Origin of the sequence: Aliirhizobium wenxiniae, assembly GCF_014201355.1 — a bacterium.
GTDB classification, from domain to species: domain Bacteria; phylum Pseudomonadota; class Alphaproteobacteria; order Rhizobiales; family Rhizobiaceae; genus Neorhizobium; species Neorhizobium wenxiniae.
In genome coordinates, this window is record NZ_JACHEG010000001.1 from 41,433 (window position 1) to 56,163 (window position 14,731).

The 14,731-nt window shown below is 58.3% G+C and carries 12 protein-coding genes and 1 tRNA gene; 6 read left to right on the top strand and 7 right to left on the bottom strand.

Going from position 1 to position 14,731, the window contains the following annotated elements:
• Positions 1 to 116: 116 nt before the first annotated feature.
• The 3 genes from HNQ72_RS00280 to HNQ72_RS00290 form a co-directional block, all read right to left on the bottom strand.
• Positions 117 to 3,929, bottom strand: coding sequence for a vitamin B12-dependent ribonucleotide reductase (locus HNQ72_RS00280; RefSeq protein ID WP_183989060.1), 3,813 nt, complete (start codon positions 3,927 to 3,929; stop codon positions 117 to 119).
• 750 nt (positions 3,930 to 4,679) lie between these two features.
• A complete protein-coding gene (gpt, locus tag HNQ72_RS00285; protein WP_183989061.1) occupies positions 4,680 to 5,177 on the bottom strand; it encodes a xanthine phosphoribosyltransferase in 498 nt (165 codons plus the stop codon).
• A 37-nt stretch (positions 5,178 to 5,214) separates the two neighbouring features.
• A complete protein-coding gene (locus HNQ72_RS00290; RefSeq protein WP_183989062.1) occupies positions 5,215 to 6,531 on the bottom strand; it encodes an MFS transporter in 1,317 nt (438 codons plus the stop codon).
• A gap of 89 nt (positions 6,532 to 6,620) precedes the next feature.
• Here HNQ72_RS00290 and HNQ72_RS00295 point away from each other — a divergent pair, with 89 nt between their 5' ends.
• Both HNQ72_RS00295 and HNQ72_RS00300 read left to right on the top strand, forming a co-directional pair.
• A complete protein-coding gene (locus tag HNQ72_RS00295; protein WP_183989063.1) occupies positions 6,621 to 7,544 on the top strand; it encodes a LysR family transcriptional regulator in 924 nt (307 codons plus the stop codon).
• Between the two features lie 100 nt (positions 7,545 to 7,644).
• The gene (locus HNQ72_RS00300; protein WP_183989064.1) at positions 7,645 to 8,238 is read left to right on the top strand and encodes a sugar O-acetyltransferase; all 594 of its coding nucleotides are present in this window, start codon (positions 7,645 to 7,647) and stop codon (positions 8,236 to 8,238) included.
• Positions 8,239 to 8,292: 54 nt separating this feature from the next.
• Here HNQ72_RS00300 and HNQ72_RS00305 read toward each other — a convergent pair whose 3' ends face one another.
• Together HNQ72_RS00305 and HNQ72_RS00310 are read right to left on the bottom strand one after the other, a co-directional pair.
• Positions 8,293 to 9,132: a universal stress protein gene (locus HNQ72_RS00305; RefSeq protein ID WP_183989065.1), complete on the bottom strand. Its 840-nt coding sequence runs from the start codon at positions 9,130 to 9,132 to the stop codon at positions 8,293 to 8,295.
• Between the two features lie 89 nt (positions 9,133 to 9,221).
• Positions 9,222 to 10,007 (bottom strand): competence/damage-inducible protein A, encoded by a 786-nt coding sequence (locus HNQ72_RS00310; RefSeq protein ID WP_183989066.1) that lies wholly within the window; start codon positions 10,005 to 10,007, stop codon positions 9,222 to 9,224.
• A gap of 297 nt (positions 10,008 to 10,304) precedes the next feature.
• Between HNQ72_RS00310 and wrbA the strand changes: the two genes are divergently transcribed.
• Positions 10,305 to 10,904, top strand: a complete 600-nt coding sequence (wrbA, locus tag HNQ72_RS00315; RefSeq protein WP_183989067.1) for an NAD(P)H:quinone oxidoreductase type IV — start codon at positions 10,305 to 10,307, stop codon at positions 10,902 to 10,904.
• Between the two features lie 177 nt (positions 10,905 to 11,081).
• On the opposite strand, the gene HNQ72_RS00320 is transcribed toward wrbA, so the two are convergent.
• A tRNA-Leu gene (locus HNQ72_RS00320) sits at positions 11,082 to 11,166 on the bottom strand.
• A gap of 197 nt (positions 11,167 to 11,363) precedes the next feature.
• The gene (locus HNQ72_RS00325) at positions 11,364 to 11,792 is read right to left on the bottom strand and encodes a DUF3597 domain-containing protein (RefSeq protein ID WP_183989068.1); all 429 of its coding nucleotides are present in this window, start codon (positions 11,790 to 11,792) and stop codon (positions 11,364 to 11,366) included.
• A 181-nt stretch (positions 11,793 to 11,973) separates the two neighbouring features.
• On the opposite strand from HNQ72_RS00325, the gene HNQ72_RS00330 reads away from it, so the two are divergent.
• From HNQ72_RS00330 to HNQ72_RS00340, 3 genes are all read left to right on the top strand, one after another.
• Positions 11,974 to 12,873, top strand: a complete 900-nt coding sequence (locus tag HNQ72_RS00330) for an alpha/beta hydrolase (protein WP_183989069.1) — start codon at positions 11,974 to 11,976, stop codon at positions 12,871 to 12,873.
• A 143-nt stretch (positions 12,874 to 13,016) separates the two neighbouring features.
• Complete coding sequence (gene ilvA / locus HNQ72_RS00335; protein WP_373289338.1) at positions 13,017 to 14,264, top strand: threonine ammonia-lyase; 1,248 nt, start codon at positions 13,017 to 13,019, stop codon at positions 14,262 to 14,264.
• Between the two features lie 80 nt (positions 14,265 to 14,344).
• On the top strand, positions 14,345 to 14,665 hold the full coding sequence (locus HNQ72_RS00340; RefSeq protein ID WP_183989070.1) for an HlyU family transcriptional regulator: 321 nt from the start codon (positions 14,345 to 14,347) through the stop codon (positions 14,663 to 14,665).
• Positions 14,666 to 14,731 lie beyond the last annotated feature (66 nt).

Sequence of the window (14,731 nt, forward strand, 5' to 3'; positions counted from 1 at the left end):
AGGAAAGATAAATCACAGATTTTGTTGGAGAGGGGCTGACCGTCTTTCGCCCACCCCACGAAAAAAAAGGCCCCACTGTTTCCAGCGGAGCCCTTCATCATTCAAAGCGTGTCAACTCAAGAGCAACCGCTCGTCGCACCGCACGTGTCGCACTTCTCGCAAGTGCCGTTGCGCACCATCGTGAAGTTCTGGCACTCGGAGCACATGTTGCCCGTATAGCCCTGCATGATCGACTTCATGCGGCGGTCGGCTTCGACCTTTTTGGCTTCCGACTTGGCGGCGGCGGCGTCGGCTTCGGCCTTGTCGGAGAAGAGCGCGGTCGCGACCTGCTTTTCTTCCGATGCGACGTCGTCGAGTACCTCTTCGGCAATCTCTTCGGCCAGTTCCTTGGCGCGCTCCTCGTAATCGCGCTTGAAGGCGACGATTTCCGAGGTCGAGATGGCAACAGCCGGTTCAAGCTTGCGGGCCGTGTTGCCGGCAATCGACGTGACGCTTGCCGAAGCGCGGGCAGGGGCGGCGGTGGCCGAACCCTTGGCTTCAGACGCGCCCATCGCGCCGCCCTGGATCAGGGTCGGCTTGTAGCCGCGGGTCCAGCCGGTCGAAACGAGCTGCGTCTTGCCTTCCTTGATGCCCTTACCGAGCGCCGTGTTGGAGAAGTCAGACGTGTCGACATGAGCAAGGTCATGACGGCCGAGATAGGAAACGGCGAGTTCACGGAACACGTAGTCGAGGATCGACGTGGCGTTCTTGATCGCGTCATTGCCCGTCACGATGCCGGCCGGCTCGAACTTGGTGAATGTGAAGGCCTCCACATATTCTTCGAGCGGCACGCCGTACTGGAGACCCAGCGAGATGGCGATGGCAAAGTTGTTCATCATTGCGCGGAAGGCGGCGCCTTCCTTGTGCATGTCGATGAAGATCTCGCCGATGCGGCCGTCGCCGAATTCGCCGGTGCGCAGATAGACCTTGTGTCCGCCGACATTGGCCTTCTGGGTGTAACCCTGACGGCGGTTCGGCAGCTTTTCGCGCTCGCGGGTGACGCGCTCGATGACGCGTTCCACGATCTTTTCGGTGATCTGCACGGCCTGGGCGGAGGTCGGAGCCTGTACCAGTTCCTCGATCGCGTCTTCCGCATCGTCCTCGTCGATAAGCGAGGCATTGAGCGGCTGCGACAGCTTGGAGCCGTCACGATAGAGAGCGTTGGCCTTCAGAGCCAGCTTCCAGGACAGCATGTAGGCTGCGCCGCAATCCTCAACGGTTGCCTCGTTCGGCATGTTGATCGTCTTGGAGATCGCACCCGAGATGAACGGCTGGGCAGCAGCCATCATGCGGATGTGGGATTCCACCGAGAGATAACGCTTGCCGATCTTGCCGCAGGGGTTGGCGCAATCGAAGACGGCGAGATGCTCTTCCTTGAGGAAAGGCGCACCTTCGAGCGTCATCGCACCGCAGACGTGAACGTTGGCAGCCTCGATGTCCTTCTTCGAAAAGCCGACATGCTCAAGCAGGTTGAAGCTCATGTCCGACAGCTGCTCGTCGGTGACCTTGAGGGTTTCCTTCAGGAAGTCCGCACCGAGCGTCCACTGGTTGAAGACGAACTTGATGTCGAACGCGGCCTTGGTCGCGTCGTTGATCGCGGCAATCTTCTCGTCCGAAAAACCCTTGGCCTTCAGCGTGCCGGGGTTGATGTCCGGAGCCTGGTTCAGGTTGCCGTGGCCGACTGCGTAAGCTTCGATCTCGGCGATCTGGCTTTCCGAGTAACCGAGCGAACGCAGCGCATCCGGAACGGCGCGGTTGATGATCTTGAAGTAACCGCCACCGGCGAGCTTCTTGAACTTGACCAGTGCAAAGTCGGGCTCGATGCCGGTCGTGTCGCAGTCCATCACGAGGCCGATCGTGCCGGTCGGCGCGATAACGGTCGTCTGGGCGTTGCGGTAACCGTGCTTTTCACCGAGTTCCAGCGCCTTGTCCCATGCAGCCTTGGCGTGGGTGACGAGCGTCTGGTCAGGGTTTTCCGAATGGTAGAGCGGAACCGGGTCGACCGAGAGCTGCTCGTAACCGGTTGCCTCACCATAGGCCGCGCGGCGATGGTTACGCATGACGCGTAGCATGCTTTCGCGGTTCGGGGCAAAGTTCGGGAAGGGCCCGAGCTCGCCTGCCATTTCGGCAGAGGTCGCATAGCAGATACCGGTCATGATCGCGGTCAGCGAACCTGCAATCGCACGGCCTTCCTTCGAGTCGTAGGGGATACCCGACGACATCAGGAAACCGCCGATGTTTGCATAGCCGAGGCCGAGCGTGCGGTATTGGTAGGAGAGTTCGGCGATTTCCTTCGACGGGAACTGCGCCATCATCACCGAGATTTCGAGCACCATGGTCCACAGGCGCACGGCATGTTCGTAATCTGCGATTGCGATGTTCTTCGTTGCCTTGTCCTTGAACTGGAGAAGGTTGAGCGAAGCAAGGTTGCAGGCCGTGTCGTCGAGGAACATGTATTCCGAGCACGGGTTGGAGCCGCGGATCGGGCCACCGGCCGGCGAGGTGTGCCAGTCGTTCATCGTCGTGTTGAAGTGGATGCCCGGATCGGCAGACGCCCATGCGGCATAGGAAATCTGTTCCCACAGATCCTTAGCCTTCAGGGTCTTCATGACCTTGCCGTCCTTACGGGCGGTCAGGTTCCACTCGCCGTCGTTCTCGACAGCGCGAAGGAAGTCGTCCTTCAGCGAGACTGAGTTGTTGGAGTTCTGGCCGGAAACCGTGAGGTAGGCTTCCGAATCCCAGTCGGTGTCATAGGTCTTGAATTCAAGATCCTTGTAACCCTGCTGGGCGAACTGGATGACGCGCTTGACGTAGTTTTCCGGAACCAGGTCCTTCTTGGCAGCGCGGATTTCGCGCTTCAGGGCCGGGTTCTTCAACGGGTCGTAGCAATCGTCGTCACTGCCTTCGCAGTTAACGCAGGCCTTCATGATCGCCTTCAGGTGCTTGGCGACGATCTTCGAACCGGTGACGAGGGCAGCAACCTTCTGCTCTTCCTTGACCTTCCAGTTGATGTATTCCTCGATATCCGGATGGTCGATATCGACAACGACCATCTTGGCCGCGCGGCGGGTCGTGCCGCCGGACTTGATCGCGCCCGCTGCACGGTCACCGATCTTGAGGAAGCTCATCAGGCCCGAAGAACGGCCGCCGCCGGAAAGCTTTTCGCCTTCGCCGCGCAGATGGGAGAAGTTGGAGCCGGTGCCGGAACCATACTTGAACAGACGCGCTTCGCGAACCCACAGGTCCATGATGCCGCCTTCGTTGACCAGGTCGTCACCAACGGACTGGATGAAGCAGGCATGCGGCTGCGGATGTTCGTAGGACGACTTCGACTTGGTCAGCTTGCCGGTGAAGGGGTCGACATAGAAATGGCCCTGGCCGGGACCATCGATGCCATAGGCCCAATGAAGACCGGTGTTGAACCACTGAGGGGAGTTCGGGGCAACGCGCTGGGTGGCGAGCATGTAGGCAAGCTCGTCCATGAAGGCGGCCGCATCGTCTTCGGAGGTGAAATAGCCACCCTTCCAGCCCCAGTAGGTCCAGGTGCCGGCAAGACGCGAAAAGACCTGGCGGGCATCGGTTTCAGAACCGTAGCGCTCGCCTTCCGGAATGTCCTTCATCGCCTTCTCGTCGGCGACCGAGCGCCACAGGAAGGAAGGAACGTCGTTTTCTTCAACGCGCTTCAGGATCTTCGGAACGCCGGCCTTGCGGAAATACTTCTGCGCCAGAACGTCGGTTGCAACCTGGGAAAACTGCGACGGCACGTCGATATCCGCCAACCGGAAGACGATGGAACCGTCCGGATTACGGATCTCGCTGGTCGCCTTACGGAACTCGATGGTTCCGTAGGCGCCTGTCTCAGGCTTCGTGAAACGACGTTCGATGCGCATTGCCTCTAGTCCCTCATCCTTTGGCGCCGATAAGGCGCACGTGTTCGATGCGGCTGCTCTCCATCATGGGCAGCCGGCTGAAATTTCATCCAGACTCATTGGATGTCTATCTGTATATTGTGCTGGATAATGGCTGCCAACACTAAATATAGTATTAACAACATGTTTATGCCAGCCTAATCGCGGTCTTGGCGGTGATTTTCAGAGGACACGAAAACCCGTCGCCCGGCTGTCTGTCAGAACAAGCCCTGCGCTCGATTGTTTCCATCAAACTCGAAAAAGAACCGGCCTCGTTACTCCCGGTCCAGTCGCCGCCGCAACATAGGTTTATTCATGGCCGCGCATCCTGATTCGGTCAAGCCGTAGCCGGTAGGAGTTTCTAAACCACAAGATATTGTGGCTGATGCCTGTGGATAACGGGGAATAAAAAACAGCTAGGATTCTCAAGTGCTTGGCGACCGGAGCTGAAGCTTGCGCGAGGCTTGCGAAATTCGATTGTGGCACGATCGGGGCAGATCGGCGGCTCTGGAAGCCCTTTCTGAACGGGCATTTTAGCACTTGGCCATACCATATTGAGACATATGGGTAACACAGCCCTCTAAATGTAGAAAAGTCCGCCATCCTGTGGATGACGGACTAGCTATTGACACCAAAACGACAGGGCAGGGCATGCGTCAGCGCATATCATGCGGCTCGTGGTTGAAATGACTTCAGGCCACTATCTCTTGCGGTCCTGTAGCCTTTGGGATCTCAGCCCCGGTGTCCCTTGGCGATCGGCTCCTGATAGGTGAAGCCCATGTCCCAGGGAAAATAGATCCAAGTATCTTGGGAAACCTCGGTGACGAAGGTGTCGATCGTCGGTACGCCGGTCGGCTTTGCGTAGACACAGGCGAAATGCGCCTTGGGCAGCATCTCGCGCACTTCTTTCGCCGTCTTGCCGGTATCTGTCAGGTCGTCGACAACGAGAATGCCTTCGCCGCCGTTCTCCAGCAGTTCGGGCGAAATACCCTTGAGCAGGACGGTGTCGCCCTGGTCGACATAATCATGGCGCGTGGCGATGCACACCGTATCGATCAGGCGAATATTGAGTTCGCGCGAAATGATCGCCGCCGGCACAAGCCCGCCGCGTGTGATACAGACGATTGCCTTGAACTCCTGGCCAAGGCCGGAGAGGCGCCAGGAAAGCGCGCGGGTATCACGGTGGAATTGGTCCCAGGAAACGGGAAATGCTTTTTCAGGAAGAGACATGAATTTGCCGCCAGAACGAGAGTTTCTTTGGCTCTCGCTAATAGCGGCAAGCAGGGGGAAAAGGCAAGCGGTCGGACTTTATGTCGGTTGCGCTACCGTTCCCCTTACCCGCTTTAGGCTTGTTTGTGCGGGTGAAGGTGAGGGCGACAAGCAGGCCGATCGTAGCGCAGGCCGAAGTCAGCCCGGCAACCGCAACCCATCCGCCGTGAATCCAAAACCATCCGCCGGCCCAGCCGGTAAAGCTCGCGCCGATGTAATAGAAGAGCAGATAGAGCGCTGAGGCATGGCTCTTGGCGGAGCCGGAACTTGCGCCGACACCGCTGCTCGCTGCCGAATGACCAATGAAAAAGCCTATGGTGATCAGCGAGATGCCGAGGATGGTGAGGATTAGGCTGGAGGTCAGCGTCACCAGCACGCCGGCGAGAATGGTCGTGAAGGTAACGATCAGCGTTGCCCGCCGCCCGAACCGGTCCACCATCTTCCCGCCTGATGAGGACGAGACGATACCGAGCGCATAGGTCAGGAAAATCATGCTGATCGCCGTTGGCCCGAGGTGATAGGGTGCGCCGGCCAGCCGAAAGGTGGAATAATTGAACACGGTGGTGAACACGCTCGTCAGCATCGTGCCGATCAGGTAGAGGCGCAGCAGAACGGGGTTGGAAAGATGCTGTCGCCAGAGATGAAGATGCCGCCCCAAGGGCATGGATTGCGGCCGGAAATTGCGTGACGGCGGCAGAAGCAGCAAGAAGCCGATTGCCGCTGCGACGCAGGCGGCTCCCAGCGCATACATCGCCATCTGCCACGAGGTGAAGGCCGACATCAGGCCCATCCCCACTCGTCCCACCATCGCGCCGAAGGCCGTGCCGCCCACATAAAGACCCATCGCCCGGCCAAGGCTCGAAGGTTCGATCTCCTCGGCGAGATAGGCCATTGCCACCGCGGGTACGCCGCCAAGCGCGAGACCTTCGACCGCCCGAGCCGCCAGAAGCCAGCCCCAGCCGCCGGCGCTTGCAGCGACAAGATTGCATACGGCGGCTAGCATCATCGAGGTGAACATCAGCGTCTTGCGGCCGACGACCTGTGCAAATGCACCGGATAGAAGGATCGCAAAGGCGAGAGCACCGGTCGTCAGCGACAACGCAAGCGAGGCCGTCGCGGCATTGACGCCAAAGTCCTCAGGAAATTCCGGCAGAAGCGGCTGGACGCAATAAATCAGCGAGAAGCTGGCAAAACCGGCAAGGAAAAGCGCTCGGCTCGCTCGGCGAAAGCTGGCGCTGTCGCCCCTTATCCAGGTTGGCTCGGATTCGGAGGGAGCCGCCTGAATGGCTGCTTCAAGTTTGGCTGGTTTGGGCATGGGGGCATCCTTTACAATCGGATATAGCGCCATGCCGACATTGTCGCTAATATATGGATAAGGCATTCTCCATATCTGGAATTAATATCATGGAGCTCAGACACGTCCGTTATTTCTTGGCGATTGCCGAGGAGGGGAGTTTCACCCGCGCGGCAGAGCGGCTGGGCATTGCGCAGCCGCCACTCAGCCAGCAGATCAAGCTATTGGAACAGGAGATTGGTGTCCGGCTTTTCCGTCGCCTGTCACATGGGGTCGAACTCACGCCCGCCGGCAACGCTTTCCGGGCTGCGGTCGGTAACGTGCCGCATGAAATCGCCGAAGGTATGCGGCTTGCGCGCAAGGCAGCCGCGGGTGAAAGCGGCGAAATCCGCATCGGCTTCACCGGGACTGCAGCCTTGAGCCCGGCCGTGCCGGTCTGCATCGCCCAGTTTCGCGACGCCTATCCGGATGTCGAGATCAATGTCACCGAGGCCAACTCCGTGGCGCTTGCCACCGCGCTGCTTGATGACAGGTTGGATGTCGCCATTCTGCGTCCCTCGAATTCCGACCCCGATCTTCTGGTGGAGGAGGTTCTGACCGACGAGCCGCTTCTCGCTGCGCTGCCGGCGAACCATCCCCTGGCGGCCTCTGGGGAGATTATCGATCTTGCCAAATTGTGCGACGATTCCTTCATCCTGACGCCCCGCAGCGTTGGCGTCAGTCTTCATGATGCGATCCTGCGTTCCTGTGCGAAAGCCGGTTTCACGCCCAAGTCGGGACCGGCAGCGCCCCATATCGCCTCGATACTCTCTCTGGTCGCGGCAGGCCTTGGCGTGTCGCTCGTTCCGGCATCCATCGCTCGCGTGGATTTGCACGGCACGGTGTTTCGGCATCTGGGTGACACCGCCGAACGTGTTGCGATCGCACTCGCCTATCGCAGGGCAACGACATCGCCTGTTGTCAGAAACTTCTGCTCTGTCGCACGAAAGGCGCGCATGGATAGGCACTTTGAGCTACAGGCGCAAAACGAATGAGGTCCTCGCGTTCGTTTTCTTCATCTGATTTTCATCCTGCAAACACCCTGTCGCCGCATTCGGTTGCAATGCCAACCGGGCAGATATGAACGAGGAAAACATGGACGAACTGGAAAAAGCGGCTCGCGGATTGCTCTATGATGCAAATTACGATCCGGCCGTTCTGGAAAAGCGCAAGGCGGCCAAGCGTATCCTGCATCGGCTGAATGCACTCTCGCCGGATGAGAGGCAGGAACATGCCGAACTGATCTGCGGGTTATTGGGACGTATTGGCAGGAATTTCGTGTTCGACGGCGCATTTCACTGCGATTATGGCTTTAACATCGAGATAGGTGACGATTTCTATGCCAACGTCAACCTTGTCATTCTGGACGGCGCGAAGGTCACTATCGGTAACAACGTCTTCATCGCTCCCAACGTCGGCATCTACACCGCGGGCCATCCGCTAGACCCCGAGCGTCGCAATGTCGGCCTCGAATATGCTCTTCCGGTCACAATCGGGAACAACGTCTGGATCGGCGGTGGAGTTTCGATCATGCCGGGTGTGACCATCGGCGAAGGTGCAGTGATCGGTGGCGGTGCGGTTGTCACGCGCGATATTCCGGCGAATGTCGTTGCCGCAGGAAACCCGGCACGCGTCATCCGGGAGATTACGGCGGAAGACGCAAAGCGTGAGAGTTTCGGTCGCAAGTAGCCGTTCCGCGAATTGGGCCGGCGGCGGCGCCTTTTGGCTGCCGCCGCTCGACCTTTATCGTGAAAGCAATGTCAGCGCCGTCATCGAATCGAGCAGGCTGCGGGTCACCCCGCCGAAGAACATTTCCCACCAGCGCGAATGCCCGTATCCGCCCATCACAAGCAGATCGATGCTTTCGTCTGCGAGGCGGTTTTCGATTGCGGCGGCCGGCGAATTGCCGCCGCTGTCTCGCGTCGTCAATGTTACGTTTATGCCGTGGCGGGCAAGTGTTGCGGCAAGCTCGGAACCTGCAAATTCCTTTTCCCTGTCGCCGCGCTCAGGAGGATCGATGACCAGAACCTCGACCGAAGAGGCCTGCTTGAGGATCGGTAGCGAATCGAAGGTGGCACGGGCAGCCTCCCGTGAACCGTTCCAGGCGATCAGCACACGTTCGATCGGTTTTGGTTGCTTCAGCGTATAGGGCACGAGCAACATCGGCCGGCCGCTTTCGAACAGGAATGTCTCCAGGTCTGCACGATGATCGGCCTGGGACGGGCTGCTCTGGTTGGCAACGATCAGGTCCGCAGTCCGTGCGACCTCCTGCACGGAGCTTGATGCATAACCGGCCGCCAGCATGTAGCTGCGCCATTCGGCCGAAAGTCCCTCACGCGTGGTCTTCTGGCGGAAGATCTGCTCGATTGCCTGAGTTTCCTTCTGGGCGCTTTCCTGCAGGATCTCGATTGCGGTCGGATCGGGGATTTCCATCGGCGCGATCAGCGGAACCGCGGTTAGCGTCTCGGCGTGAACCCCCACCAGATGCGCGGAAAACTGCTCGGCGATCGCAACCGCAAAATCGGTGATCTGTGGCGCGTTTCGCTGCGTGTCGAGAACCGCAAGAACAGTCTTGTAGGACATGGACATCTCCTCATTACTGGCTTCGTTTCGAGCCTTGTTCCAATAAGGTGGTGCTGCCGCGGCACGGGTCAACGGGCGTCGCCCTCTGGTTAAGCGTCTGCAGTAGGATTGGCCGAAATCCCCTTTCGATCGAGGTCGGCAATCATCTCCGAGACCGCTTCTGCGGCCGCATCCATAGCCTCGGCATCACGGCCGCGCACGACGATCTCGGTCGAGAATTTCTTTCCGTCGAAACGCGGGTAGGAGCCGATGCTGGTTTCCGGATGCGCCTTCTGGATATCGGCAAGCAACGTGCCGATATCGCCCTCGCCATAGGGGCAGGAGACGGCACGTGACAGCATTTTTGCGCCGCTGCGCAAGGTCGGCAGAACGTTGTCTACCATCGCCTGGAAAACCTGCGGCACGCCTGCCATCACATAGACATTACCGATGATGAAGCCGGGGGCAGTGGAAACGGGGTTGGCGATATGTTTCGCACCTTCCGGCATCCGCGCCATGCGCTGGCGGGCAGGGGTGAATTCCATCTCGCGCCTTTTGTACATATCGCCGAGTAGGGTCATGGCTTCGGCATCATAAATGCACTCGACATCGAAAGCCTTCGAGACGGCATCGGCGGTAATGTCGTCATGCGTCGGGCCAATCCCGCCCGAGGTGAAGACGTAATCATAGCGTGCTCTCAGGGCGTTGAGCGCTTCGACGATCGCGTCTTCCTCGTCCGCGACAATGCGAACTTCCTTGAGATCGATTGCCGATAAGGTCAGCATGTCGGCCAGATGTCCGATATTCTTGTCCTTGGTTCTCCCCGAAAGCAGTTCGTCGCCGATCGCGAGCATGGCTGCGGTAACGATGGCGGGGGAGGCGGAGTGATCGGACATGGAGGAACTCGCTTTCTGTGATGGCTGGACGTTAATCCGCCTGCGGGGGAATGCAATCCCATCCACCGAGACTTGATAGAGTGCAAATGGAAGAAGATGTATTTCCGTCGTTCGTAAATAGTGGACAGTGCGTCGTGATCCCACCGTCTGGCGGGGTGTGCCGGCCTCCGCTAGCTTCCAGCCACACGCTTGTAACAGGGCAGATCAATGATCATTGAGTTCTTGAAAAAGCTGTTGAGTGGCGCACCTTCTGTAAGCTCCGCAACAGCCTCCACATCTGCAGAGGAAACGAAAAAAATGACGAAAGTTCTTGTTCTCTATTATTCTTCTTACGGCCACATCGAAAAGATGGCCTATGCGGTCGCCGAGGGAGCAAAGTCCGCTGGCGCCGAAGTCACCGTGAAGCGCGTTCCGGAACTGGTTCCGGAAGAGGTTGCAAAGTCCTCGCATTTCAAACTCGACCAGCCTGCACCGATCGCCACCGTTGCCGAACTCGAAGAATATGATGCCATCATCGTTGGCGCCGGCACACGCTTCGGCACTGTCGCCTCGCAGATGCGCAATTTCTGGGACCAGACGGGTGGCCTCTGGTTCACCGGCAAGCTCGTCGGCAAGGTCGGTTCGGTCTTCACCTCGTCGGCCACCCAGCACGGCGGCCAGGAGTCCACCATCCTCGGCTTCATTCCGACCCTGCTTCACCACGGCATGGCCGTTGTTGGCCTTCCATACGCGTTCCAGGGGCAGATGGGTGTGGAAGCAGTCAAGGGCGGCTCGCCCTACGGCGCCTCCACAATCACCGACGGCGACGGCTCCCGCCAGCCTTCGGATGTCGAACTGGAAGCCGCAAAGTACCAAGGCGCCCATGTCGCGAAGATTGCAGCCAAGCTTTCGGCCTGATCGCGATTGACCGATAAACTGGTTTGAAGGGGGAGCGGCGTTTGCTGCTCCCTTTTTGCGGTTTTGGGCACAGTTCTGGTCACAAATCGCCGACCCGTGCCCATTCGCACCGCTTCTTCATTGTCGTGGATGGATGTGGGGAAGGTGGTCTTGATATTTTTTATCAATAACTTGTTCTGGTGCGGACGGCGGGGATCGAACCCGCATGACCGAGGCCGAGAGATTTTAAGTCTCTTGCGTCTACCAGTTTCGCCACGTCCGCTTGGATCTTGCTTTTCAGGTAGATAGACGATTCCGTCAAGCTCACCTTTGCAAAACAAGTTCTGGAGTTTTGCAATGCCTGTGCTTTTGCAACGGATCGTTGGCGGCCGTGCAAAAGCAGGGCCTATTCATAGGTGAAGAAAAAGGCTGGTACCGCGGGGCGCCAGCCTCATCAAGATCACATCTCCGCAGCCTTTGTCAGTCGAGAAGATCTGCTGGCACCTTGCCGCCGTTTTCCGACAGCTTTTTCATCAATGCCTTGTGAAGCCACATGTTCATCTTTGCCGAATCCCCTGTGTCGCCGGTGTAGCCCAGTTCGGCTGCAAGTTCTTTGCGCTCGCTGAGCGTCGCATCCATGCCAAGAGCCTTCATAAGGTCGACGATCGAGTGGCGCCAGTCGAGCTTCTGGCCGCTCTTCTTGACCGCAGCGTCAAGGATCGGTGCGACGTCGACGGGCGCAGACGTTGATGGACTGGGCGCCGGAGCGGTGGAAGCTGCGGCGGGGGCAGGGGACGAAGTGGCAGCAGTCGGCGCGGCGCCCGTTGCGGCAGGAGCCGCGGCTGGGTTCTCAGCCGCCGCTGCCGGGGAGCCGAAGATCGCATTCTTAATCTTGCTGAAGATGCTCATTGTCTTCTCCTCAAGGTTAGACGGTAAGGAACTAGGGCGTCCAGTGGCGGAGGAAATGGGGCCTATGTCTAAACGAGGCGAATTGTGGTGGTCAGCAATATTGTCGCGAACGTCTAGGATCGCTTCAGGTTGACGCTTTACTGTCCGGGGCTATGTCCTCCTCCATAACGAGGAGGAAAATATGGTCGGGAGAGTATTGTTCTTTTTGCTGGTGATCTTCGTAGGCTCCGTGGCGCATGCGGAAGGTACGGTAAAGGAAGGCCAGGTCATGGCCAGCCGCATTCTCGGAAAGAACGTCGAGTTCACGCTGTATCTGCCGCCGGGTTTCGGCCGTGACGAGAGGCGCTATCCGGTCATCTACCTTATGCATGGTGGCGGCGACGGCCAAAATCAGGATTGGTATCGTTTCGGCAACGCCAACCTCGTTTTTGACAGGTTGATCGAATCGGGTGAAGTGCCGCCCTTCATCGCTGTTACGCCGGAAGGCCGCCGGGATGACGACAACAAATTCAACACCTATTACATGAACGATGCCGACGGCCAGTATCTGTGGCAGGACATGTTCGTGAAAGAGTTCGTTCCGCACATCGAAAAGACCTTTCCCGTCATTCCAGGCAAGAAATCCCGCGGCATTCTCGGCCTGTCGATGGGCGGATATGCAGCGATGGCTTTTTCCATGAAATATCCGGATCTTTTCGCCGGTGCCGCTGCATTGAGTGCGGCCTTCCGCACCGACCAGCAGATCGTCGAAATGGATCAGGCAGGATATGATCGGCGCTATGGCAAGGCCTGGGGAGTGGGATTGGGTGGACGCGATCGCCTCAATCAGCCTTATTATGCCAACAGCGTTCTTGATCTGGTCGACAAGGTCCCGGCTGACGATCTTAAGAAGACCGAGCTCTATATAGACTGCGGTTCATATGACGATTTTTTCGTCGGCAACGCTGAACTGACAATGAAACTCCGGAAACTGAAAGTGCCGCATCATTTCATGGCCCGCGAGGGTGGTCATGACTGGACCTACTGGCGCACCGGGCTGCCACAGGCGACCGTTTTCCTGGGTAAGGTTTTTCATCAATAACAGACCGATAGAGGTCATTTGCTCGTCTCCGCCGGGATGCTGAAGTCGGCGGAGAACTGAAAGCTGGTTAAACGGGCTTGGTCTTCATCCACAAGCTATGGCATAGCGATGAAAATCTTGACGAGCCGTGGATGGTTTATGTGATGAAGACAGGTGTGGATGATGCCAAGGCGGCGATGCGGACGATCTTTCCGGAGACGCCGCTCCAGTTGAACGAGCATCTGAGCCGCCGTTACGGCGCAGATATCTGGTTGAAGCGTGAGGATCTGTCGCCGGTCCGTTCCTACAAGATACGCGGCGCCTTCAATTTCCTGCGCAAGGCGATCGCTGCTGGCGCAAACGGCAAGACGTTCGTCTGCGCTTCGGCCGGCAACCATGCACAGGGGTTTGCCTTCGTCTGCCGCCATTTCGAAGTGCCTGGCATTGTTTTCATGCCGGTCACGACGCCGCAGCAGAAAATAGACAAGACCCGCATCTTCGGCGGCGAATTCATCACCATCAAGCTTGTCGGCGACATTTTCGACCAATGCTACGCCGCCGCCCGTACCCATGTGGAGGAAATCGGCGGCATGATGGTGCCCCCCTTCGACGATCTTGACATAATCGAGGGGCAGGCGACCGTTGCTGCGGAAATTTCTACCCAGCTGCCCGATGGCGTGTTGCCGGACTTGGTCATCCTTCCGGTTGGCGGTGGCGGTCTTGCTTCCGGCGTCACCGGTTACCTCAAGGACGCGGTCGCGGCTGAAGGTTTTCTCTTCACCGAGCCGACAGGCGCGCCGAGCCTGAAGAAAAGCCTCGAGGCCGGATCGCCCATAACGCTTCCGAAGGTCGACAATTTCGTCGATGGTGCCGCGGTCGCGCGCATCGGTGACCTCAATTTTGAAGCGTTGAAAGGTTTCTCGTCGTCGCAGGTGATGCTGGTTCCCGAAAATGCGATCTGCGTCACGATGACCGACATGCTGAATGTCGAAGGCGTCGTGCTGGAACCGGCAGGTGGCCTTTCGATCACCGCCCTGTCGCTTCTTCCGCGTGAAAAGATCGCCGGAAAGACCATCGTCTGCATCGTCTCGGGCGGCAATTTCGATTTCGAGCGGCTACCCGATGTGAAGGAACGGGCCATGCGTTATGCGGGTCTGAAGAAATATTTCATCCTGCGTTTGCCCCAGCGCCCCGGGGCATTGCGTGACTTCCTCAATCTTTTGGGGCCTGATGATGATATCGCCCGTTTCGAATATCTGAAGAAATCCGCCCGCAATTTCGGCTCGATCCTTATCGGTATCGAAACGACGGCGTCGGAAAATTTCGCCGGCCTTTATGAGCGTTTTGAAGGGGCAGGGCTCGGTTACGAGGACATCACCGAAAACGAAATCCTGGCCAACCTGATCATCTGATGGGCTGGCGCTTCCGGCCTGAAACAGTTACAGGCGGTTGGATGCGTTTCGGCGCCGGGAGCAATGTGGTAGGCAAAATCATGGCATCTTTTTTCTCTTCTCTCCTCTCCGCCTTTTCAGGCAAGGATAAGCCGGCTCAGGCTGCCAAAGGCGTGGAACCTGTTGCTTACAAGGATTGCCTGATCTATCCGGCACCGATCGCCGAAGGCGGACAATATCGCCTCGCTGGCCGGATCGAGAAGGACGTAAATGGCGAAACGCTGGTTCGCCATGTCATTCGGGCCGACATGTTCTCATCGATGGACGACGCCGTGACTTTCACGGTTCGCAAGGCTGAACAGATCATCGACCAGAACGGCCCTTCGCTGTTTTCGGACGGTCAAAGCTCCCGTTCGGCCTGATCGGCCACTGATCGGACGTTACATTTTCCGTTTCCTCAGGGACGGGGAGGCGATCCGTGTTTTTGA